Genomic DNA, 22,666 nt, shown 5'->3' on the forward strand with positions numbered 1-22,666 from the left:
CGGGTGTTCATTATTTCTGGTTGTCGCTCAGCCGGGCGCTCACGACCCGCAGGCGCAGCGACAGCTTGCGCGCCAGCAGCGCAACCAGGCTGGCGGCCAGTTGGGGGTCTTCGGCCATCATCTGGTCCAGGGCTTCGGCGCTCAGCACGGCAATTTCGCAGTCGGTGAGGGTGGTGCAGGCCGAAAAGCGGATGCCGCTGTCGAGCAGCGACATTTCGCCCAGGATGTCGCCAGGCCGGGTCTCGGCCAGGCGCAATTGCTCACCCCAGGGCTGAAGGCGGTCCACCGCGATGGTGCCGGTGAGCAGCACCACCATGAAGTTCCCGTATTCGTCCTGCCGGATCACATCGCGGTTGGCTGGAACGGCGGCAAACTCAAAAAAACGCTCCATGCGCTCCACAGCGTCCGTGTCGAGGTGGGCCATGTATTTGTCCTTGGCCCACAACGCCTGCAGCAGACTGCCTCCGCGGCTGGGTGGCAGGCGCTTGGCGCCCACTTCCACGGCGCGTGCCTCCCAAGGCACAAGCATGGATACATCCACGCCCTGGCTGGCAAAGGCGGTGGAGAACAGCACGGAGTCGGTGTGCTCCTCCAGCGTCTTGGTGCCGCGGGTGTTGCGGCGCAGAAGGCTGAGAATGCCTTTCATAACTGGCTCCAATGTGCGGCGTCTGCTGCCGCTGTGTCTGACTGGTGCTTTGGCTGCAACGGGGGCGGGATCAGCCGGGGAAATTCTCGGGGATCTTGGCCTTGCTGCGGGCTTCGGCCGGGCTGATGATGTTGCGCCGCACCAGATCGGTAAGGTTCTGGTCCAGCGTCTGCATGCCCACGCTGTTGCTGGTCTGGATGGTGGAGTACATCTGCGCCACCTTGGCCTCGCGGATCAGGTTGCGGATGGCGCTGGTGCCCAGCATGATCTCGTGTGCGGCAACGCGGCCCGAGCCGTCTTTCAGCTTGCACAGCGTCTGCGAGATCACGGCCTGCAGCGATTCGGACAGCATGGCGCGGACCATTTCCTTTTCTTCGGCGGGGAACACGTCAATGATCCGGTCGATGGTCTTGGCGGCGCTGGAGGTGTGCAGCGTGCCAAACACCAGGTGGCCGGTTTCAGCCGCCGTCATGGCCAGGCGGATGGTTTCCAGGTCGCGCATTTCGCCCACCAGGATGGCGTCGGGATCTTCGCGCAGCGCGGACTTCAGGGCGGCCGCAAACGACAGCGTCATCGGCCCCACTTCGCGCTGGTTGATCAGGCACTTCTTGGACTCGTGCACGAACTCGATCGGGTCTTCCACCGTGAGGATGTGGCCGTATTCGGTTTCGTTGAGGTAGTTGACCATGGCCGCCAGCGTGGTGGACTTGCCCGAACCCGTGGGGCCGGTCACCAGCACCAGGCCGCGCGGCTTGAGGGCCAGGTCGCCGAATATCTTGGGCGCGTTGAGCTGCTCGAGCGTCAGGATTTTGCTCGGAATCGTGCGGAACACGGCTGCGGCGCCGCGGTTCTGGTTGAAGGCGTTGACGCGAAAGCGCGCCAGGCCTTCGATCTCAAACGAGAAGTCCACCTCCAGAAACTCTTCATACGTTTTGCGCTGCGAGTCGCTCATGATGTCGTACACCATGGCGTGCACGGTCTTGTGGTCCAGCGCGTCCACATTGATGCGGCGCACATCCCCGTGGACCCGGATCATGGGCGGCAACCCTGAGGACAAGTGCAGGTCGGAAGCCTTGTTCTTCACACTGAATGCGAGCAACTGGGTAATGTCCACGGGTTCCCTCTCTCTTTTGATACGCTTATTGCTCATTATGACCACGATTGCTAGCAACCTCCAACAGGTCCGGGACCGCATCGCGCAGGCCTGCGGGGCTGCCGGCCGGGACCCTGCCAGTGTCTCGCTGCTGGCTGTTTCCAAAACCTTCGGGGCCGAGGCGGTGGTGCAGGCCGCCGCCGCAGGCCAGCGGGCGTTTGGTGAAAACTACATCCAGGAGGGGGTGGAAAAGATCGCTGTCGTGGGGCGTGCGTTCGATCCCGCGCTGCAGTGGCACTGCATTGGCCCCATCCAGAGCAACAAGACGCGCCTGGTGTCCGAGCACTTTGACTGGGCGCACACCGTGGACCGGCTCAAGACCGCCGAGCGCCTTTCGGCCCAGCGCCCCGATCATTTGCTGCCCCTGCAAATATGTATCCAGGTGAACATCGACGGCGGCTCCACCAAGTCGGGCGTGGCCCCGGAAGAAACTTTGGCGTTGGTGCGAGCTGTGGCAAAACTACCACGCCTGCGGGTGCGTGGGCTGATGAGCATCCCCGACCATGCTCCTGATTTCGAAGCGCAACTGGCAATTCACAAAAGGGCTAAAAGGCTTTTTGACCAGATTTCTGGGCTGGGAGAGCCCGGGCTCGAAGGCTTTGACACCCTGTCCATGGGCATGACCGCCGACCTGGAAGCAGCCATCCACGCGGGCAGCACCCTGGTGCGCGTTGGCACCGGCATCTTCGGCGGCCGGACTTACCAGGCGCCCTGATCGTTCGTCAGTACCCATCGTCCGGCTAGCTGGGCTGATGGGCTTGGTGAGGTGCCTGGCGCCGCAGCCCGTGCTAAGCTGATTCGGCCACTTCATGGCGCGCTGCCCGAGGGCGGTGTGAAGCCATCACAACCCGTCAACGGAGATCTTTCATGCCCGGATTGCTGCCCGATATCGACCCCGATGGCCTGCTCGAATTTTCGGTGGTGTACACCGATCGCGCGCTCAACCACATGTCCAAGCGCTTCACGGGGGTGATGCAGGACATCCTGGCCACGCTCAAGGAGGTCTACCACGCCCACACCGCGGTGCTGGTGCCCGGCAGCGGCACCTTTGGCATGGAAGCCGTGGCGCGCCAGTTTGCCAACCGCGAAAAGGTACTCATCGTGCGCAACGGCTGGTTCAGCTACCGCTGGACGCAGATTTTCGATGCCGACAAAGGCCTGGGCGGCGGCGCCGTGGTGTGCAAGGCGCGCCAGCAGGGCAGCGGCCCGCAGGCTCCCTGGGCCCCTTGCCCGGCCGACGAGGTGGCGGCCACCATCCGCGCCGAAAAGCCCAAGGTGGTGTTTGCGCCCCATGTGGAAACGGCCAGCGGCATCATCCTGAGCGACGACTACATCCGCACGCTGACGGCCGCCGCGCACGAGGTGGGCGCGCTGTTTGTGCTCGATTGCGTGGCGTCCGGGGCGATGTGGGTAGATATGCAAGCTACTGGCGTGGATGTGCTCATCAGCGCCCCGCAAAAGGGCTGGAGCGGCTCGCCCTGCTGCGCCATGGTGATGCTCAGCGAACGCGCGCACCAGGCGATTGAGGGCACCACGAGCAGCAGTTTCTCGTGCGATCTCAAGAAGTGGATGCAGATCGCCGAGGGCTACGAAAAGGGCCAGCACGCCTACCACACCACCATGCCCACCGACGCCCTGGTGCGCCTGCGCGATGTGATGGCCGAGACCCGCGCCTACGGCTTCGCCAAGGTGCGTGACGAGCAGATCGCCCTGGGCACTGCGGTGCGTGCGCTGCTGGAGTCGCGCGGTTTTCCCAGCGTGGCGGCCGAGGGCTTCAAGGCGCCTGGCGTGGTGGTGAGCTACACCACCGACCCCGGCATCCAGAGCGGCAAGAAGTTCATGGAAGTTGGATTGCAGACCGCTGCCGGCGTGCCGCTGCAATGCGACGAAGGGCCCGACTTTAAGACCTTCCGCATCGGGCTGTTCGGCCTGGACAAATGGCACAACGTGGAGCGCACCGTGGGCCACCTGTCCAGTGCGCTGGACCAGATGGCGGCTGCGGTCTAGTGCCGGCACCTGCGCGCCGGCCGTGTTGCAAGGCTGGCGCTGCGGTCGTGCTCTTGGGCTTGCATGGACATGAAAAAAAGTGCCACCCTGGCCGCTGACTCCGCCGTTCTTGGCTTGCGGCGAGCCAAGCGGCAAGCACTCGCCCTGTTGCTGCTGGTGACGGCGGTGTTTGTGGCCACCAGCATGGTCGAGCGCGGCCTGCTGCTCGACTGCGTGAAAGCCATGGCCGAGGCTGCCATGGTGGGCGCCCTGGCCGACTGGTTTGCGGTGGTGGCGCTGTTTCGCCGGCCGCTTTCGCTGCCCATTCCGCACACAGCTGTGATCCCCCGCAACAAGGACCGCATTGGCACCAACCTGGCCGCCTTTGTGCGCGACCGCTTTCTCGACCCGCCGTCGCTGGTGGCGCTGCTGCGGCGCCACGACCCCGCGCTGCGGCTGGCCCAATGGTTGAGTGCTGCCGACAACGCCCGCCTGCTGGGGCAGCAGGCGGCACGGCTGCTCAGCGCGGCCCTCGATACCGTGCAGGATGCGCAGATGGAGCGCTTCATCCGCAAGGCGGCGCGCACCCTTATAGGGCGGGTGGATTTGTCGGGCACCCTGGCCACGGTGTTGGGGGCGCTCACCCACAACGGGCGCCACCAGGCGCTGCTCGACGATGCGCTGGGCCGGCTGATCGTGGTGCTGCAAGAGGAGGGCACGCGCCACCTGATTGCCACCACCATCGTGCAGTGGCTCAAAAAAGAGCATCCGCTCAAGGAAAAAATGCTGCCCACCGACTGGCTGGGCGACAAGGGCTCGGCCATGATCGCCAACGCACTCGAAGCCCTGCTGGCCGACGTGGCGCAGAACCCGCAGCACCAGTTGCGCGAACAGTTCGACGCAGCCGTGCAGCGGCTGGTGCACCGGCTGCAGACCGATCCCGACTGGGCGCGCAAGGGCGAGGAGATCCGGCGCTACCTGCAGACCAACGCCACCCTGGGCCGCTATGTGCAGGACTTGTGGCAAGGAATGCGCGCGGCCATCCAGCGCGATCTGGCCGATGAGCACTCGCCCATGGCGCGCAACGTGCACGCCATGGGCGCGTGGTTTGGCCGCTCGCTGGCGGGCGATGCGGCGCTGCGCCAGTCGCTCAACGAGCGGCTGGAAAGCTGGGTGCAAGGGCTGGCCCCCGATGTGGCGCAGTTTGCCGCGCAACATATCGAGGACACGGTGCAGCGCTGGGACGCGCAGGAACTGTCGCAGCTGATCGAGTTGAACATTGGCAAGGATTTGCAGTACATCCGCGTCAATGGCACGCTGGTCGGCGGCCTGGTAGGGCTGGTGTTGTACCTGGTTTCGCACGCGGGGGAGATTGGGCGGGCGGTGATGTCTGGGTGAGTTGCGGTAGGTTTTTGCTGTGGTGTCTGTGTCTGTGTCTGTGTCTGTGTCTGTGCTGAGTGCGGGAGCCGGGTCTCGGCCCGGCGGCCGACTCACTTTTCTTTGCTTCGCCAAAGAAAAGTAAGCCAAAGAAAGGCGACCCACAGTCTGCGACGGGTTTTGGGGTCAGAGCCCCAATTCACCGAGCCTTTGGCTCGCCCGGAGGGTCCGGTGCTGTGCACCGCAGTGAAATGGGTGTCTGACCCCAATAACCCGCGAACCTGCGTCGGGGCGCTTGCGGGGTGCGCCGTGGAACTCGCTTTGCGCTGCGCGCGCCGCTCGGACAACCACGGCGAGTCAGATAACGAAGCGTGTGTGTCCTGCGGCACACACGCTCACCCCGCAACCGCCCCGCCGCAGGCGCAGCCAGAAGGGGTGAGCCACCGAACAGCCATACGGGCCATCGCTGCGCAAGGTGCTTGCGCCTGCGCGTTTTGTGCCGAGCGCAGCGATGGCCCGCGAGGATGTCCGGCTTCGGGTTCCCTTCAGGATGCGCCGAGGAGCGCAGGGCGTGGGGCGTGGGGCGGGCGTGTGCCGAAGGACGCACGCCTTCGTCATCTGACTCGCTGCGGTTGTTTGAGCGAAGCGCGCAGCGCGAAGCGAGTTCCGCAGCGCGCCCCACGAACGAGCACCGCAGGTTGCCCGCAGCGAAGCGAAGGGACGCAGCGTGCAGGGTCGCCTTTTCTTTGCTTACTTTCTTTTGGCGAAGCAAAAGAAAGTGAGGCGCCCGCCGGGGCGAGACCCGGCCTCCGTCCTCAACTCACGCACGACGCCACCCATAAAAACCAGAGCTACCAGCGATTTGCAGAGCCAGCCAATTACGCTCAACAAAACCCAGCCCCACCCTCAAAACCTCGGCAACTCCGGATGCCTGATCTGCCCCCCCGCACCAGCATCTTCCCGTACTCCGCACACCGGTTCAGCGTCGGAATCACCTTGCCCGGGTTCAACAACCCCGCCGGGTCGAACGCATGCTTGAGGCCCAGCATCTGCGCGTTTTCCTCCGCAGAGAACTGCACGCACATGCTGTTGAGCTTCTCCACCCCCACGCCATGTTCGCCCGTCACCGTGCCCCCCATGGCCACGCTGGTCTCCAGGATGTCGGCGCCAAACAGCTCGCAGCGGTGCAGCTGGTCGGCATCGTTGGCGTCGAACAGGATCAGCGGGTGCAGATTGCCGTCGCCCGCGTGGAACACGTTGGCGCAGCGCAGCTGGTATTTTTTTTCCATCTCCTGGATCGCCAGCAGGATGTCGGCCAGGCGTTTGCGCGGGATGGTCGAGTCCATGCACATGTAGTCGGGGCTGATGCGGCCGCTGGCGGGGAAGGCGTTCTTGCGGCCGCTCCAGAATCGAAGGCGTTCGGCTTCATCGTTGCTGACGGATATGGCCGTGGCGCCGGCTGCGCGCAGAACGTCGCTCATGCGGCCGATTTCTTCCTCTACCTCTTCAGGTGTGCCGTCGCTTTCGCACAGCAGGATGGCTTCGGCCGTGAGGTCGTAGCCGGCGTGCACAAAGTCCTCTACGGCGGCGGTCATGGGCTTGTCCATCATCTCCAGGCCGGCGGGGATGATGCCCGCCGCGATCACGGCGGCCACCGCATCGCCCGCTTTGCGCACGTCGTCAAAGCTGGCCATGATGCAGCGCGCCAGCAGGGGCTTGGGGATGAGCTTGACCGTCACTTCGGTGGTCACGGCCAGCATGCCTTCGCTGCCGATCACGGCGGCCAGCAGGTCGTAACCGGGGGCGTCCAGCGCCTCACTGCCAAACTCCACGGGCTCACCCTCCACCGTGAAGCCCTTCACCTTGAGCACGTTGTGCACCGTGAGGCCGTATTTGAGGCAGTGCACGCCGCCCGAGTTTTCGGCCACGTTGCCGCCGATGGTGCAGGCAATCTGGCTGCTGGGGTCGGGGCGTAGTACAGCCCGTAGGGCGCAGCCGCCTCGCTGATGGCCAGGTTGCGCACGCCGCATTGCACTACCGCCGTGCGGCTTTCGGGGTTGAGGTCGAGGATGCGGTTGAACCTGGCCAGCGACAGCGTCACGCCCATGGCGTGGGGCATGGCGCCGCCCGACAGGCCCGTGCCTGCGCCGCGCGCCACCACCGGCACCTGCAGCCGATGGCACACCTGCAGCACGGCCTGCACCTCGTCATACGTTTCAGGCAGGCACACCACCAGCGGGCGCTGGCGGTAGGCGGTAAGGCCGTCGCATTCGTAGGGGGTGGTGTCTTCGGTGTGCCACAGCAGCGCGTGTGCAGGCAATACGCGGCCCAAGGCCTGGACAACCTCTGCCTGGCGCGCGGCGCGTTCTGAAGACGTAGGCACTGCTGCGGTGGGAGCGGAAACGGTGTCGTTCATGGCCGCCACTGTAGGGGATGGCCATGCAGGCAGGCTTGAGCTTTTTTGCGCGTGGCCGTGAAAAATGGCGCGAGGCAGGATTAATCGCTATCGTAATAATAGCTATTGGCGCTTATCCAGAAAGCGCTGGACCCATATTTTGCTTGAAAAAGGCTACGCCATGGTCTTGCGCAGCCACTCCGCAAACGCCGCGCACTCCCAGCGGTCCATGGTGCCCGTGCGCCAGCACAGGTAGTGCGCGTGGGGGCTGGCGGTGTCGGTGGCAAACAGGCGCACCAGCGTGCCGTTTTCCAGCCACGGCGCACCCAGCTTGAGGCGCACCAGGGCCACGCCCATGCCGGCGGCGGCGCCGTCGCACATGAGGCCGATGTCGTTGAACTGCGAGCCCTCGCTGGGCTCGGCCCAATCGAGGCCCGTGGCGGCAAACCAGGTGCGCCAGGGCTCCAGCGGGCTGCGCAGCAGGGGCACGCCTTCAAGGTCTTCGGGGCGCTCGAATGGCCCGTGCTCGCGCACGAAGGCGGGCGAGGCCAGGGGTGTAACCACGTCGCGCGCGATCTCCGCGTGTTCGACATCGGCATAGTGGCCGGCGCCAAAGCGCACCATCAGGTCGGCGTCCTCGGCCACCACATCCAGCAGCGGAATGGACACCTGCAGCGCCAGATCGATCTCGGGGTAGGCCTCGGTGAACTGGCGCAGGCGCGGGATCAGGATGGCGCGCGCAAACGTGGGCGTGACAGCCAGCTTGAGCCTGCGGCGCCCCGGTGCTGATGCCGCCCCCGGAAACCGTTGAAGCGCCCCGAGTCCTTCGCGCACATGCGCCAGGTAGGCGCTGCCCTCGGTGGTCAGCGAAAAATCGGCCCGGCCAAACAGCTGCACGCCCAGGATCTGTTCGAGTTGCTTGACGCGGTGACTCACGGCGCTGGGCGTGACACACAGCTCGTCGGCCGTCTGCGTCACGCTGCGCAGGCGTGCCAGCGCTTCAAACGTCAGCAGGCACTGGATGGGCGGAATGCGCCTTGCGGCGCTGCTGAGGAAGGATGAGGGGGCTGCCGTGGCCATCTCAGTAATCCAATGCGCTGCGCGCCGTCTGGGCTGCATGACACGGGCGCTGCCCGCGGCCGCTGCGGAACTGGCTGTGCCAGGCCGCCAGTGGCGTCCCCCTTGTGGGGGAAGGCGCGAAACGACTCAGGGGGGAAGCCATCGCTCTAGCGGAAGATGACGGTTTTGTGGCCGTTCAGCAGCACGCGGTGCTCGCTGTGCCACTTCACGGCGCGGGCCAGCACCTGGCTCTCGGTGTCGCGGCCCCGGGCCGTGAGGTCTTCCACCGTGTCGGTGTGGTCGGCGCGCGCCACGTCCTGCTCGATGATGGGGCCTTCGTCCAGGTCGGCCGTCACATAGTGGGCGGTGGCGCCAATCAGCTTCACGCCCCGGTCATGCGCCTGGTAATACGGCTTGGCGCCCTTGAAGCTGGGCAGGAAGCTGTGGTGGATGTTGATGGCCCGTCCGGCCAGTTTTTGACATAGATCAAGAGATAGTATCTGCATGTAACGGGCCAGCACCACCAGTTCGGCCCCTTCGGCCTCGATAATCTCGTACTGTTTGGCCTCGGCCTGCGCCTTGGTGGTGCCGGTGAGGGGAATGTGGTGGAACGGCACGTTGTAGCTGGCCGCCAGTTGGTAGAAGTCGCGGTGGTTGCTGATGATGGCGCGGATGTCGATGGGCAGCAGGCCGCTTTTCCAGCGAAACAGCAGATCGTTCAGGCAATGGCCTTCCTTGCTGACCATGAGCACGGTTTTGACGGGCTGGGCCGTGGCATGCAGGCTCCAGCGCATCTGGTGGGGTTCTGCAAAGCTGGCCAGGCGGGCCTGGAGGGTGGCGTGGTCGTGCTGGTCGCAGGCAAACTGAACCCGCATGAAAAACAGGCCCGTGGCGTGGTCGTTGTACTGCGCGGCTTCTTCGATGTTGCCGCCGTGCTCCAGCAAAAAGCCCGAGACGGCGTGCACCAGGCCCAGGCGGTCGGGGCAGGACAGGGTAAGGATATAGGCGTTGGTCATAGCTGTGCGATTGTCGCAGCTAGGAGTCTGTCAGGCTCCTGGGCCCGCAGGTGTTGGAACAAGGAACTTCATGCGAATCACGGGTTGCATCCCGAAACTGGCGCCCTGGTGGGGCGTGGTCCTGTACCTCGTCTTTGGCGTGGCCTGGGTGTTCGTGGGCGACGCATTGTTGGCGCAATGGTCCGGCACGCCCGAGCAGATCGCGCATTTCCAGACCTGGAAGGGCTGGCTGTATGTGTTTGTCACCAGCGCCATGGCTGGCTGGCTGCTGGGGCGCATGCGCAAGGTGGAGCGGCAGCGCTCGGCGGTGGCGCGCGAGCTGGCGCAGATCGTGCACCACGCGCCGGTGGGCATGGCGCGGGTGGCGATCGACGGACGCATTCTGTGGGCCAATGGCTGCCTGTGCAGGATGCTGGGCGAGGACCTGCAGGCCCTGCAGGTCCTGAATTTTCGCGACGTCGTCCGGGCCGCAGACCCCGACCACGCCACGCAGCAGATCGAGCGCCTGCTGGCCGGCGAGATCGACCATTACCTGGGCGCGAGGCAGTGCCACCGGCCGTCCGACGGGCGCATCGTGCATGTGCTCAACACCGTGACCTTTGTGCCCGCAGAAGGCGATGAGCCGGCGCATCTGGACTGCGTGCTGCAGGACATGGGCGAGATCCAGGCCGCGCGCACAGCGCTCGAGCGCAGCGAGACGCGCCTGCGCCTGGCGGTGGAGGGCAGCGGGGGCGGCATGTGGGACCGCGACCTGCTGCGCGCCCGCACCGTCTTTTCGCCCAGCGTGGCGCGCATGCTGCATTACAAGGGCGACGATTTTGCGCGGGATTTCCGCCTGCGCGAGCGTCTGCATCCCGACGACAGCGAGCGGGTGCGGCTCGCTGTGCGCTACGCCCTGGCCTCGGGCGAGCCCTTTGTCGAGAAGGCCCGGCTGCGCTGCTTTGACGGCGACTACCGCTGGTTCATGGCGCGCGGGGTGCGCCACCTGAACGAGGCGGGGCAGCCCGAGCGCTTCTCGGGCATCCTGACCGACCTGACCCGCGAGCGCCAGATTGATGAGCGCCAGCGCCTGGCATCCACCGTGATGGACCACATGAGCGAAGGCGTGATCGTGACGGACACGCACAACCGCATCCTCTCGATGAACGCCTCGGTCACGCGGTTGCTGGGCTACTCTGAAGACGAACTGCTGGGCAAGACACCACGCGTCTTCAAGTCGGAGCGGCACGACCGCGCGTTTTACGAGGCGATGTGGGAGTCGATGAAGCGTACTGGCCGCTGGCAGGGCGAAATCTGGAACCGGCGCAAGAACGGCGAGGTGTTTCCGGAGCACATGTCCATGAGCGTGGTGCGCGATGCCGCTGGCACCGCAACGCACTATGTGTGCATGTTCACCGACATCTCGGACGAGAAGGCGCAACACCAGCGCCTGGAGTTTCTGGCGCACAACGACGCGCTCACCGGCCTGTCCAACCGCCTGTGGTTTTGCGGGCAGCTGGAAGACGCGGTGGTGCAGGCGCGCGCCAGCGGCGAGCGCATGGCCGTGCTGCACCTCAACCTCGACCGCTTCAAGGACGTGAACGACAGCTATGGCCATGCCATTGGCGACCAGGTGCTCAAGGACATCGCACGCCGGGTGCAAGCGGCCATGCGGCCGGGCGATCTGCTGGGCCGCATGGCCGGGGATGAGCTGGCCGTGGTGGTGCGCCATCTGCGCCACGCCGATGGTGCGGCAGCGGTGGCACGCCAGTTGATCGCCGCGGTAGCGGAGCCCTGGCGCTCGCCCGATGGGTTCGAGGTGGTGGCCGGTGCGAGCGTGGGCATCTGCATGTTTCCGGACCATGCGGCCACGGCCCAGACGCTGCTGCAGGGCGCCCATGCCGCCGTGTACGGGGCCAAGGCGCTGGGGCGCGGGGCCTGGTGCTTCTACACCGAGGAAATGACCCAGTCCGCGCGTGACCGGCTGACGCTGGAGTCGCGCTTGCGCCTGGCGCTGGCGCACGGGCACATGGTGCTGCATTACCAGCCGCAGATCGACATCGCCACCGGGCGCATCGTGGGCGCCGAGGTGCTGGTGCGCTGGAACGACCCCGAGGAGGGCCTGATTGCGCCAGGCCGCTTTATTCCTGTGGCCGAGGTGTCGGGCATCATCGGCCCCCTGGGAGAATGGATCATTGGCGAGGCGTGCCGCCAGGGCCAGCGCTGGCGCGAAGAAGGGCTGCCCGCGCTGACGGTGGCGGTGAACGTGTCGCCGCGCCAGTTTCAGCTCACCGATCTGGTGGGCTGCACCGCGTCGGCGCTGCAAGAAACCGGATTTCCCGCCGCGATGCTGGAGCTGGAGATCACCGAGAGCGCGCTGGCCGAGCGCGAAGACGAGGCGCGGCAAACCATGCGGCGCCTGCGCGACCTGGGGCTGCGGCTGGCGGTGGACGATTTCGGCACCGGCTATTCATCGCTGGCGCAGCTCAAACGGTTTCCCATCGACGTGCTCAAGATCGACCAGGGGTTTATCCGCGACATTCCCCACAGCGCCGACGACATGGCCATCAGCGCCGCGATCATTGCCATGGGCCACAGCATGGGCCTCAAGGTGCTGGCGGAGGGGGTCGAAACGGCCGAGCAACTGGCGTTTCTGCGCGAGCGGGGCTGCGACAGTTTTCAGGGCTACCACTGCAGCCGCCCCGTTCCGGCCGCGGCGTTTGCCGCCCTGGTGCGCGCCCAGCAAGCCGGGTAGGCGCGGACGCGGCCGGCCATCGGGCGGGCCAGGGGCAAGGCCCGCTACTTGGGCGGGCGCAACGCGGCGCACGCGTCATAGGGCGGCAAAGGCGCGGTGGTGATAACCATGTCCACTCCTGTTTTTATAGCTGCTTGCGCTTTATCTGTAAGCACTGATACCACTTTTGACGTCAAACTGGTCGGCCAGTGGGTGGGAATGCCCCGGTCGCGCAGCACATGTTCGCCGCCCGCCACCAGCAGCACGGTCTGGCCCGGGCGCACGGCTTCCTGCGCCGTCCGGGCCAGGCTGGCATCGCGCGCGATCTGGATGCGTGCCATGGCAGGCAGCCGCGCCTCGGGCAGCAGGCCGCAATGGCCGTCCTGGAGGGCGTCGTGCAATTGCTGGCGGGCGGTGGCGGGAAGGTGGTCGTCCCAGCGGGTTTCCTGCATGGCAGCCGCCATCGCGCTGCGCGGCAGGTTACCACCCAGCACCGGCACACCGGCACGCACGGCGGCCATGGTCACCGGGCCATAGGCGGCCCAGGGCCAGGCCGCGTCCTGCCAATGCAGTGCCGCCTGCACCTGGGCTTCGGTGGCATCGCGTGGCAGCGCTGCGGTGCTGTGGCCGCGCTCGGCCATCTCCAGCACCAGGGCGGCCAGCCGCCCGCGCTCGGCCAGCCACTGCACCGTGTCGCGCTGCAGCCGCTGGTGGTCGGGGGCATCGTGCTGCTCGCCCAGTAGCAGGACGTCGGTGGGGGGCTCGGCCGCCAGCGGCGCCTGCCACTGGGCAGGCGGAATCACGGCAGGGCGGCCGGCGCAGCCCGCCAGGGCCAGGGCGGTGAAGGCGGCTCCCAGGCGCCACAGGAACCGGGTAGATGCAGGCGACATGGGGCCATGCTACGCGCCCTGGTCTTGATTCATATCAAGTTCAGTCCGGTGTGCCCTTCCTACACTGCGCCCATGCGCACCAAGTCCCCGCTGACCTTCAAGCTGCTGGCCATGGGCGGGGGCTTTCTGCTGGTGGCCCTGGCATCCATCGGGTTGACGCTGTGGGTGGCCTGGAAACTCGAAGGGGGTGCTGCGGCCGTCAACGAGGCCGGGCGCCTGCGCATGAACATGCTGCGCATGGTGCTGGTGCAGCAGACCGAGTCGCCCGAAGCGGTGCAAAGGCATGCGCGGGAGTTCGACGCCAGCCTGGAATTGCTGCGCACGGGCGATCCCTCGCGCCCCCTGTTTGTGCCGTGGGGGGCAGATACGCGGGCGCGATTCGAAGAAATCCGCTCCAGCTGGGCTGCATTGCACAAGGAGTGGGCGGTTGGCCTGGCGCCGGACCGTGCCCGCTCCCTGGCCCAGGCCGACCGCTTTGTGCAGAAGGTGGACGGCTTCGTCGAGGCCATAGAAATCCAGATTGCGGGCTGGACGGCCGTGCTGCATGTATTTCAGCTGGTCATGATGGCGGTGGCCATTGCGGCTGCGGTGACCTTCATGGCGGTGAGTTATCTGCTGGTGCTCAACCCGGTGTCGCAACTGCAGCAGGCGCTGGCGCGATTGCGTCAGGGGGACTGGGGGGCACGGTTGCCGATTGAGTCCGACGACGAATTTGGCCAGCTCTCGGCGGGATTCAACCTGATGGCCCATGCCTTGCAGGCCTCGCACGACGATCTGGAGCAAAAGGTGCGCGAGAAGACCGCCAGCATCGCCGTGCAGAACCAGCGCCTGGCGGCGCTGTACGAGGTCAGCGCGCTGACTTCCACAGCGACCGAGCTGGACGCCCTGGCCCAAGGCTTTGTCAGGCAGATCCGCCGTGTGGCGGGCGCGGATGCCGCTGCGGTGCGCTGGTCCGACGAGGCCAATGAGCGCTATGTTCTGCTGGCCGGTGACGGCATGCCGCGCGCCATGACCGAACAGGAGCATTGCCTGCACACGGGTGCTTGCATGTGCGGCCAGCCGCAAAGCCAAGCGCACACCCGCGTCATACCGATTGTGGCGTCCACCGCGCTGGCGTTTCCCCATTGCCGCGATGCCGGTTATCAGACCCTGGTGGCTATACCCGTGCAGATGCAGCAGCGGATGCTCGGCGAGGTCAATCTGTTCTTTCGTTCTTCTGCCGAACTGACGGATGAGGTGCGTGAACTTCTGGAAGCCATGACGCGCCATCTGGCCAGCGCCATGGAGGGCTTGCGCGCCACCGCCCTGGAGCGCGAGGCCGCCGTCGCGCAGGAGCGCAGCCTGTTGGCGCGCGAGCTGCACGATTCGATTGCCCAGTCGCTGGCTTTCCTCAAGATCCAGACGCAGCTGCTGCGCGATGCCGTGGCCAAGGGCGACGTCGCGGCGCGGGACCGCAGCATGGGCGAGCTCGACGTAGGCGTGCGCGAGTGCTATGCCGATGTGCGCGAACTGCTGGTGCACTTTCGCACGCGCACCAGCGAGGAAGACATCGAGGCGGCGCTGCGCACCACCCTGTCCAAATTCGAGCACCAGACCGGCATCGCCACCACGCTCACGATGGCGGGCCACGGCCTGCCCCTGCCGCCTGATGTGCAGATCCAGGTCCTGCACATGGTGCAGGAAGCCTTGTCGAATGTGCGCAAGCATTCGGGTGCGACGCGGGTGGAGCTGCGCGTCCACCGGCATCCCCGCTGGCGCTTTGAAGTGCAGGACAATGGGACGGGGTTTGAAGCTCGGGCGGTACCGCCCGACTCCATGCATGTCGGCCTGGGCATCATGCGCGAGCGCGCTCAACGCATCGGAGCGGCCGTGCAGGTCGATTCGTCGGCGGGTGCGGGCACCTGCGTGCGCATCGAGCTTCCCACCCTGTCAGCAACGCAGCAACCCCGCGAATTGCCCCTGCCGGTCGCTGTCCACTCCGTTCATTGATGCCTATGCCTGCGCTTCGACCTGTCACCTTGCTCGTGGTGGACGACCACAATCTGTTTCGCCGGGGCCTGGTGGCCTTGCTGGGGCAGGACCCGAGACTGAAGGTGGTGGGCGAGGCGGGTGACGCCGCGCAGGCGTTGCGCCTGGCCCCCGCACTGCGACCCGACGTGATCCTGCTGGACAACCATTTGCCCGGGGTGACCGGGGTGGATGCGATCCGGGGTCTGCGTGAAGTGTCGCCGGCCTCGCGCGTGCTCATGCTCACCGTGAGCGAAGACGAACAGGATCTGGCCACTGCGCTGCGCAACGGCGCGCAGGGCTATCTGCTCAAGACCATTGACGGGGATTTGCTGGCGCAGGCGATTCACCGCGCTGCCGCAGGCGAGCCCGTTGTCAGCCCCGAGCTGATGGGCAAGCTGGTGGCAGCCTTCCAGTCGCAGGGGGCTCCGCAGGCCGACGGTGCCCTTGACGCGGCGGTGCCCGGCCAGGTGCAGGCAGCTGCAGAGCCGAGCACACCCCTGTCGCCACGCGAGGAAGACGTGCTGCGCGAGATCGCACGGGGCGCCAGCAACAAGGAAATCGCGCGGGTGCTGGATATTGCCGAGACCACCGTGAAGATCCATGTACAGCACATCCTGCGCAAGCTGGGGTTGAGTTCGCGCGTGCAGGCCGCTGTTTACGCCTCCGACCGCCAGCGGTAGGCCGCATCCCCCGCTTTTTACCCCTCACTAGTTCTTTCGAACGATGGGGCGGTAACCCCCTCATCCTTTTTGCCGTGCTGGCCCGTCCTGAAGAGGGATAGGCAAAACCCTGCCTTCGCGGGACGATGCCTGCCATACAGGAAAAGAGGGAACAACCCATGGCAAACGCACCGCTTTCGGTAGGCGACAGTCCGCAACGCAGCCGGCAGGCTTGGTCGGTGCTCTTGGTGAGCACGCTCGCCTTCACCGTCTGTTTCATGGTGTGGATGATGTTCGGGGTGATCGGCATTCCGATCAAGAAAATGCTGAACCTGAGCTCCACGCAATTCGGCTTGCTCACGGCCATGCCGGTGCTCACCGGCTCGCTGGTGCGTGTGCCGCTGGGCATCTGGACCGACCGATTCGGCGGGCGGATCGTCATGACGGTGCTAATGGCGCTGACCGTGCCCGCAATCTGGCTCATGAGCTATGCCACCGAGTACTGGCACTTCCTCACGATCGGCCTGTTTGTCGGGCTGGCGGGTGGCTCGTTCTCGGTGGGCACGCCCTATGTGGCGCGCTGGTTTCCCAAGAACCGCCAGGGCATGGCGATGGGCGTTTATGGTGCGGGCAATTCGGGGGCGGCGGTGAACAAGTTTGTCGCGCCGGTGCTGCTGGTGGCCTTTGGCTGGGCCATGGTGCCGCAGGTGTATGCCGCCATCATGCTCGGCACCCTGGTGCTGTTCTGGCTCTTCAGCTACAGCGACCCGGCCCATCTGGTGCCCAGCAATGTCAAGTTCACCGACCAGCTCAGGGCGCTCAAGGACCCCAAGGTCATCAAGTATTGCCAGTACTACAGCATCGTATTCGGTGGCTATGTGGCGCTGTCGCTGTGGATGGTGCAGTACTACGTGGGCGAGTACGGCCTGGACATCCGCGTGGCGGCGCTGCTGGCGGCCTGCTTCTCCCTGCCGGGCGGCGTGCTGCGCGCCATTGGCGGTGTGCTCAGTGACAAGTATGGCGCCCACAGCGTGACCTGGTGGGTGATGTGGGTGAGCTGGATCTGCCTGTTCCTGCTGAGCTACCCGCAGACCGATTTCACCATCCTCACGGTCGATGGGCCCACCACGTTCCACATCGGTTTGAACGTCTATGCCTTCACCGCGCTGATGGGGGTGCTGGGCGTGGCGTTCGCCTTCGGCAAGGCCAGTGTCTTCAAGTACATCAGTGATGACTATCCGAAGAACATTGGCGCCATCAGCGGCATTGTCGGCCTGGCTGGCGGTTTGGGGGGCTTTGTGCTGCCCATCATGTTTGGCGCCCTGATGGACTTCACCGGCATTCGTTCCAGCGCCTTCATGCTGATGTATGGCGTGGTCTGGGTATCGCTGATCTGGATGTATTTCACCGAAGTCCGTCGCACCGATGTGATGGACCCGACCGGGGCTTCGCCGGCCGGTGCAGCCCGCTGAACTTTTAAGGTAACTACCATGTCTGCCAACCAACAAAGCGGTCGCCAGGGGCGTCTGCTCACCCTGTGGGCCCCAGAGGACAAGTCGTTCTGGGAGCGTGAAGGCGAAGCCGTCGCCAAGCTCAACCTGTGGATCTCGGTGCCCGCGCTGTTCCTGGCCTTTGCCATCTGGCAGGTCTGGAGCGTCGTGGCCGTCAGCCTGCCCGGGCTGGGGTTCAAGTATTCCACCAACCAGCTGTTCTGGCTGGCCGCAGCGCCTGCGCTCAGCGGCGCCACGTTGCGCATCTTCTACTCGTTCATGGTGCCGCTGGTGGGCGGGCGTCGCTGGACTTCCATCTCCACCGCAACCTTGCTCATCCCCGCCATCGGCATCGGTTACGCGGTGCAGGACAACACCACCAGCTATCCGACGATGCTGGTGCTGGCGCTGCTGTGTGGTCTGGGGGGGGGCAATTTCAGTTCCAGCATGGCCAACATCAGCTTCTTCTTTCCGAAGGAGCGCAAGGGTTCGGCCCTGGGGGTGAATGCGGGCCTGGGTAACCTGGGCGTGTCGGTGGTGCAGTTCCTGAGCCCGCTGGTGGTCACGGCAGGCATCTTCGGCATTTTTGGCGGGGATCCGCAGACGATCGTGAAGAACGGCCAGTCAGTGCAGGTATGGACGCAGAACGCCGCCTTCATCTGGGTGCCGTGGATCGCGCTGGCTTCGCTGGCCGCATGGTTCGGCATGAACGATATTGCCGATGCCAAGGCGTCGTTTGCCACCCAGGCCGCCATCTTCCGGCGCAAGCACAACTGGCTGATGTGCGTGCTGTATCTGGGCACGTTCGGTTCGTTCATTGGCTATGCCGCTGGTTTCCCCTTGCTGATCAAGAGCCAGTTTCCCGGCATCAACCCCCTGGCCTACGCCTGGCTGGGCCCGCTGGTGGGCGCCGTGGTGCGCCCCTTTGGCGGCTGGCTGGCGGACAAGCTCGGGGGCGCGCGCGTCACGTTGTGGAACTTCATCGTCATGGCGCTGGCCGTGGTGGGCGTTATCTACTTCCTGCCATCGGGCTCCTCGGCGGGGCAGTTCTCCGGGTTCTTCGTGTGCTTCCTGGTGCTGTTCCTGACCACGGGGATCGGCAATGGCTCCACCTTCCGCATGATTCCCGTGATTTTTCTGGCCGAGGCCATGCGCGGCGTGGACCGCAACAACACCGCCGCAGTGGCGCAGGCCAACAAGGAAGGCAACACGCTGGGCGCAGCCACTCTGGGCTTCACAGCCGCCATGGCCGCCTACGGGGGCTTCTTCATTCCCAAGAGCTACGGCAGCTCCATTGCGCTGACCGGTGGCCCCGAAGCCGCACTGTGGACCTTCGTTGCCTTCTACGTCATTTGCATCGTGATCACCTGGTGGTACTACGCCCGCAAGCACGCCGAGATGCCTTGCTGATCACCCCCTGAACAGAACAGAAAAAGGAGCCCCCGATGAGCCACTTCCTCGATCGCCTCTCGTACTTCTCGCAACCGCGCGAAACCTTTGCCCAGGGCCACGGCGAAACCAACGGTGAAGACCGCACCTGGGAAGACGCCTACCGTGACCGCTGGGCGCACGACAAGATCGTGCGCTCCACGCACGGCGTGAACTGCACGGGCTCGTGCTCGTGGAAGATCTACGTCAAGGGCGGCATCGTCACCTGGGAAACCCAGCAGACCGACTACCCCCGCACGCGCCCCGACCTGCCCAACCACGAGCCCGTGGCTGCGCGCGCGGCGCCAGCTACAGCTGGTACCTGTACAGCGCTAACCGCGTGAAATACCCGATGGTGCGCGGCCGCTTGCTCAAGCACTGGCGTGCTGCCATCGCACTGGCCAAGAGCCCGGTGGACGCCTGGGCCAGCATCGTCGAGAACGACGCCTCCAAGCGCGAATGGCAAAAGCAGCGCGGCCTGGGCGGCTTCGTGCGCAGCACCTGGGACGAAGTCAACCAGATGATCGCTGCGGCCAACGTGTACACCATCAAGAAGCACGGGCCGGACCGCATCATCGGCTTTTCGCCCATCCCGGCGATGTCGATGATTTCGTACGCCGCAGGCAGCCGCTACCTCAGCCTGATCGGCGGCGTGTGCATGAGTTTTTACGACTGGTACTGCGATCTGCCCCCAGCAGCCCGCAGACCTGGGGCGAGCAGACCGACGTGCCCGAGTCGGCCGACTGGTACAACAGCTCGTACATCATTGCCTGGGGCTCCAACGTGCCCCAGACGCGCACGCCAGATGCCCACTTCCTGACCGAGGTGCGCTACAAGGGCACCAAGGTGGTGTCCATCACGCCCGACTATTCCGAAGTGGCCAAGCTCGGCGATTTGTGGATGCACCCCAAGCAGGGAACCGATGCCGCCGTGGCCATGGCCATGGGCCATGTGATCCTGAAGGAGTTCTACTTCAAGGACGGCGGCAAGGGCCGCAGCACCTACTTCGACGACTACGCGCGCCGCTACACCGACCTGCCGCTGCTGGTGGTTTTGAAGGAAAAGACGTTGCCCGATGGCCGCACGGTGATGGTGCCCGACCGCTATGTGCGCGCCAGCGACTTCCCTGGCCAGCTCGACCAGTCGAACAACCCCGACTGGAAGACCGTCGGCTACGACGAACTGGGTCAGGTCACGCTGCCCAATGGCTCCATCGGTTTTCGCTGGGGTGCCGACGGCCGTGCCGACCAGGGCCTGTGGAACCTGGAGAACAAGGAAGCACGCACCGGCAACACCGTCAAGCTCAAGCTGTCGGTGATCGAAGACGGCGCCCAGGCCTATGACGTGGCCGATGTGGCCTTCCCGTACTTTGGCGGCGTGGCAACGCCCAACTTCACGGCCAATGAACAAGGTGGCGACGTGATGGTGCGCCGCGTGCCGGTGTCCCATCTGGAACTGGCCGGGCACGAAGCCCAGGGGCGCGTGATGGTGGCCACCGTGTTCGACCTGCTGGCCGGCAACTACGGCATCGACCGGGGCCTGCCCGGCGAAGAGCCAGGTGGCAGCTACGACGCCGACCGCGCCTACACGCCCGCATGGCAAGAGGCCATCACTGGCGTGCCGCGCGAGCAAATCATCACCGTGGCGCGCCAGTTTGCCGACAACGCCGACAAGACGCATGGCAAGTCCATGGTCATCATCGGTGCGGCGATGAACCATTGGTACCACTGCGACATGAACTACCGCGGCATCATCAACATGCTGATGCTGTGCGGCTGTATTGGCCAGAGCGGCGGCGGCTGGGCGCACTATGTGGGCCAGGAAAAGCTGCGACCCCAGACCGGCTGGACGGCGCTGGCCTTTGCGCTGGACTGGATCCGCCCACCCCGCCAGATGAACAGCACCAGCTTCTTCTACGCCCACACCGACCAGTGGCGCTACGAGAAGCTGGGCATGGAAGAAATCCTCTCGCCCCTGGCCGATGCCAGCGCTTACCACGGCGCCCAGATCGACTACAACGTGCGCGCCGAGCGCATGGGCTGGCTGCCTTCGGCCCCCAGCTCAAGACCAGTCCTCTGCAGGTGGCCAAGGACGCGGCCGCGAAGGGCATGGACGCCAAGGACTATGTGGTGCAGTCGCTCAAGGACGGTAGCCTGGAGATGAGCTGCGAAGACCCGGACCACCCCGCCAATTGGCCGCGCAACATGTTTGTGTGGCGCTCCAACATCCTGGGCTCGTCGGGCAAGGGGCATGAGTATTTCCTCAAGCACTTGCTGGGCACCACCCACGGCGTGCAGGGCAAGGATCTGGGCAAGGACGAAGCCAAGCCCGAGGAAGTGCAGTGGCACGCCAACGCACCCGAAGGCAAGCTGGACCTGCTGGTCACGCTCGACTTCCGCATGAGCACGACCTGCCTGTACTCCGACATCGTCCTGCCCACCGCCACCTGGTACGAGAAGAACGACCTCAACACCAGCGACATGCACCCCTTCATCCACCCGCTGTCCACAGCGGTGGACCCTGCCTGGCAGGCCAAGAGCGACTGGGAGATCTACAAGGGTTTCGCCAAGGCCGTAAGCGAGGTCAGCGTAGGCCACCTGGGCGTCGAAAAGGACGTGGTACTCACGCCCATCATGCACGACACCCCCGGTGAAATGGCACAACCGTATGGCGTGCGCGACTGGAAGAAAGGCGATTGCGAACTCATCCCCGGCAAGACCGCACCGCAGGTCACGGTGGTCGAGCGCGACTACCCCAACCTTTACAAGCGCTTCACGGCCCTGGGCCCGCTGATGGAAAAGGCCGGCAACGGCGGCAAGGGCATCGGCTGGAACACGCAGACCGAAGTCGGCCAGCTGGGCGACCTGAACGGCCGCGTGAATGAAGAGGGCGTGACTCAGGGCATGCCCCGCATCGTGACCGACATCGACGCCACCGAAGTGGTGATGATGCTGGCCCCCGAAACCAATGGCCACGTGGCCTGCAAGGCCTGGGAAGCCCTGGGCAAGCAGACCGGGCGCGACCACGTGCACCTGGCGCTGCACCGCGAGGACGAGAAGATCCGCTTCCGCGACATCCAGGCGCAGCCGCGCAAGATCATCAGCTCGCCCACCTGGTCGGGCCTGGAAAGCGAGAAGGTCAGTTACAACGCCGGCTACACCAATGTGCACGAGTACATCCCATGGCGCACCCTCACGGGCCGCCAGCAGTTCTACCAGGACCATCCGTGGATGCGCGACTTCGGCGAGGGCTTTGTGAGCTACCGCCCACCCGTGCATCTGAAGACGCTCCACGAAGTCGAAGGCAAGAAGCCCAACGGCAACAAAGAGATCCAGCTGAACTTCATCACGCCGCACCAGAAGTGGGGCATCCACAGCACGTACAGCGACAACCTGATGATGCTCACGCTGAACCGAGGCGGCTCGGTGGTGTGGTTGAGCGAAGACGACGCCAAGGTCGCCGGCATTGTGGACAACGACTGGGTCGAACTCTTCAACGCCAACGGCGCCATTGCGGCCCGCGCGGTGGTGAGCCAGCGTGTGAACCCCGGCATGGTGATGATGTACCACTCGCAAGAGAAGATCATCAACACGCCCGGCTCCGAGATCACCGGCACCCGTGGCGGTATCCACAACTCGGTCACGCGCATCGTGCTCAAACCCACCCACATGATTGGCGGCTACGCACAGTTCAGCTACGGCTTCAACTACTACGGAACCATCGGCACCAACCGCGACGAGTTCGTGCTGGTGCGCAAGATGGACCGCATCGACTGGATGGACGGTGAAGATGCGTCCGCTTCGGCCCACAGCGGCGCACACGCCTGAGCTCCAAGGAGAAACAC

Annotated in this window: 14 protein-coding genes and 2 pseudogenes; 9 read left to right on the top strand and 7 right to left on the bottom strand. The window is 65.3% G+C overall.

The window, feature by feature from the left end; all coding sequences use genetic code 11:
• Positions 1-10 precede the first annotated feature (10 nt).
• Both CBP34_RS01710 and CBP34_RS01715 read right to left on the bottom strand, forming a co-directional pair.
• Positions 11-646, bottom strand: a complete 636-nt coding sequence (locus tag CBP34_RS01710; protein ID WP_094097100.1) for a cyclic nucleotide-binding domain-containing protein — start codon at positions 644-646, stop codon at positions 11-13.
• Between the two features lie 70 nt (positions 647-716).
• Positions 717-1,760, bottom strand: a complete 1,044-nt coding sequence (locus tag CBP34_RS01715) for a type IV pilus twitching motility protein PilT (RefSeq protein ID WP_024813830.1) — start codon at positions 1,758-1,760, stop codon at positions 717-719.
• A gap of 37 nt (positions 1,761-1,797) precedes the next feature.
• On the opposite strand from CBP34_RS01715, the gene CBP34_RS01720 reads away from it, so the two are divergent.
• From CBP34_RS01720 to CBP34_RS01730, 3 genes are all read left to right on the top strand, one after another.
• Positions 1,798-2,514 carry a YggS family pyridoxal phosphate-dependent enzyme gene (locus CBP34_RS01720; protein WP_094097101.1) on the top strand — a complete coding sequence of 239 codons (717 nt, stop codon included), beginning with the start codon at positions 1,798-1,800 and terminating at the stop codon, positions 2,512-2,514.
• Between the two features lie 152 nt (positions 2,515-2,666).
• Complete coding sequence (locus CBP34_RS01725) at positions 2,667-3,806, top strand: aminotransferase class V-fold PLP-dependent enzyme (protein WP_094097102.1); 1,140 nt, start codon at positions 2,667-2,669, stop codon at positions 3,804-3,806.
• 69 nt (positions 3,807-3,875) lie between these two features.
• Positions 3,876-5,183, top strand: a complete 1,308-nt coding sequence (locus CBP34_RS01730) for a DUF445 domain-containing protein (RefSeq protein WP_094099010.1) — start codon at positions 3,876-3,878, stop codon at positions 5,181-5,183.
• Positions 5,184-6,046: 863 nt separating this feature from the next.
• On the opposite strand, the gene CBP34_RS20390 is transcribed toward CBP34_RS01730, so the two are convergent.
• From CBP34_RS20390 to purU, 4 genes and pseudogenes are all read right to left on the bottom strand, one after another.
• Entirely contained in the window at positions 6,047-6,922 is an 876-nt protein-coding gene (locus tag CBP34_RS20390) for an FAD-linked oxidase C-terminal domain-containing protein (protein WP_418134712.1), read from the bottom strand.
• A gap of 123 nt (positions 6,923-7,045) precedes the next feature.
• A pseudogene (locus CBP34_RS20395) lies at positions 7,046-7,578 on the bottom strand (FAD-binding protein); the annotation flags it as partial.
• Between the two features lie 153 nt (positions 7,579-7,731).
• Complete coding sequence (locus CBP34_RS01740) at positions 7,732-8,637, bottom strand: LysR substrate-binding domain-containing protein (RefSeq protein ID WP_094097103.1); 906 nt, start codon at positions 8,635-8,637, stop codon at positions 7,732-7,734.
• 146 nt (positions 8,638-8,783) lie between these two features.
• Positions 8,784-9,632 (bottom strand): formyltetrahydrofolate deformylase, encoded by an 849-nt coding sequence (gene purU / locus CBP34_RS01745; RefSeq protein ID WP_094097104.1) that lies wholly within the window; start codon positions 9,630-9,632, stop codon positions 8,784-8,786.
• A 70-nt stretch (positions 9,633-9,702) separates the two neighbouring features.
• Between purU and CBP34_RS01750 the strand changes: the two genes are divergently transcribed.
• On the top strand, positions 9,703-12,366 hold the full coding sequence (locus CBP34_RS01750) for a sensor domain-containing protein (protein WP_094097105.1): 2,664 nt from the start codon (positions 9,703-9,705) through the stop codon (positions 12,364-12,366).
• 44 nt (positions 12,367-12,410) lie between these two features.
• On the opposite strand, the gene CBP34_RS01755 is transcribed toward CBP34_RS01750, so the two are convergent.
• Positions 12,411-13,235, bottom strand: coding sequence for a ChaN family lipoprotein (locus tag CBP34_RS01755; RefSeq protein WP_094097106.1), 825 nt, complete (start codon positions 13,233-13,235; stop codon positions 12,411-12,413).
• 72 nt (positions 13,236-13,307) lie between these two features.
• Here CBP34_RS01755 and CBP34_RS01760 point away from each other — a divergent pair, with 72 nt between their 5' ends.
• From CBP34_RS01760 to CBP34_RS20220, 5 genes and pseudogenes are all read left to right on the top strand, one after another.
• Complete coding sequence (locus tag CBP34_RS01760) at positions 13,308-15,224, top strand: type IV pili methyl-accepting chemotaxis transducer N-terminal domain-containing protein (protein WP_094097107.1); 1,917 nt, start codon at positions 13,308-13,310, stop codon at positions 15,222-15,224.
• Positions 15,224-15,925: a response regulator gene (locus CBP34_RS01765; protein WP_208616363.1), complete on the top strand. Its 702-nt coding sequence runs from the start codon at positions 15,224-15,226 to the stop codon at positions 15,923-15,925. The genes CBP34_RS01760 and CBP34_RS01765 overlap by 1 nt, the downstream gene beginning before the upstream one ends.
• Before the next feature lie 158 nt (positions 15,926-16,083).
• Positions 16,084-17,376 carry an MFS transporter gene (locus CBP34_RS01770; RefSeq protein ID WP_086926399.1) on the top strand — a complete coding sequence of 431 codons (1,293 nt, stop codon included), beginning with the start codon at positions 16,084-16,086 and terminating at the stop codon, positions 17,374-17,376.
• An 18-nt stretch (positions 17,377-17,394) separates the two neighbouring features.
• The gene (locus CBP34_RS01775) at positions 17,395-18,804 is read left to right on the top strand and encodes a NarK family nitrate/nitrite MFS transporter (RefSeq protein WP_086926400.1); all 1,410 of its coding nucleotides are present in this window, start codon (positions 17,395-17,397) and stop codon (positions 18,802-18,804) included.
• Between the two features lie 35 nt (positions 18,805-18,839).
• A pseudogene (locus CBP34_RS20220) lies at positions 18,840-22,649 on the top strand (nitrate reductase subunit alpha).
• The last annotated feature ends 17 nt before the right edge of the window (positions 22,650-22,666 follow it).

The sequence above is a fragment of the Acidovorax carolinensis genome (genome assembly GCF_002157145.1).
Taxonomy (GTDB): domain Bacteria; phylum Pseudomonadota; class Gammaproteobacteria; order Burkholderiales; family Burkholderiaceae_C; genus Acidovorax; species Acidovorax carolinensis.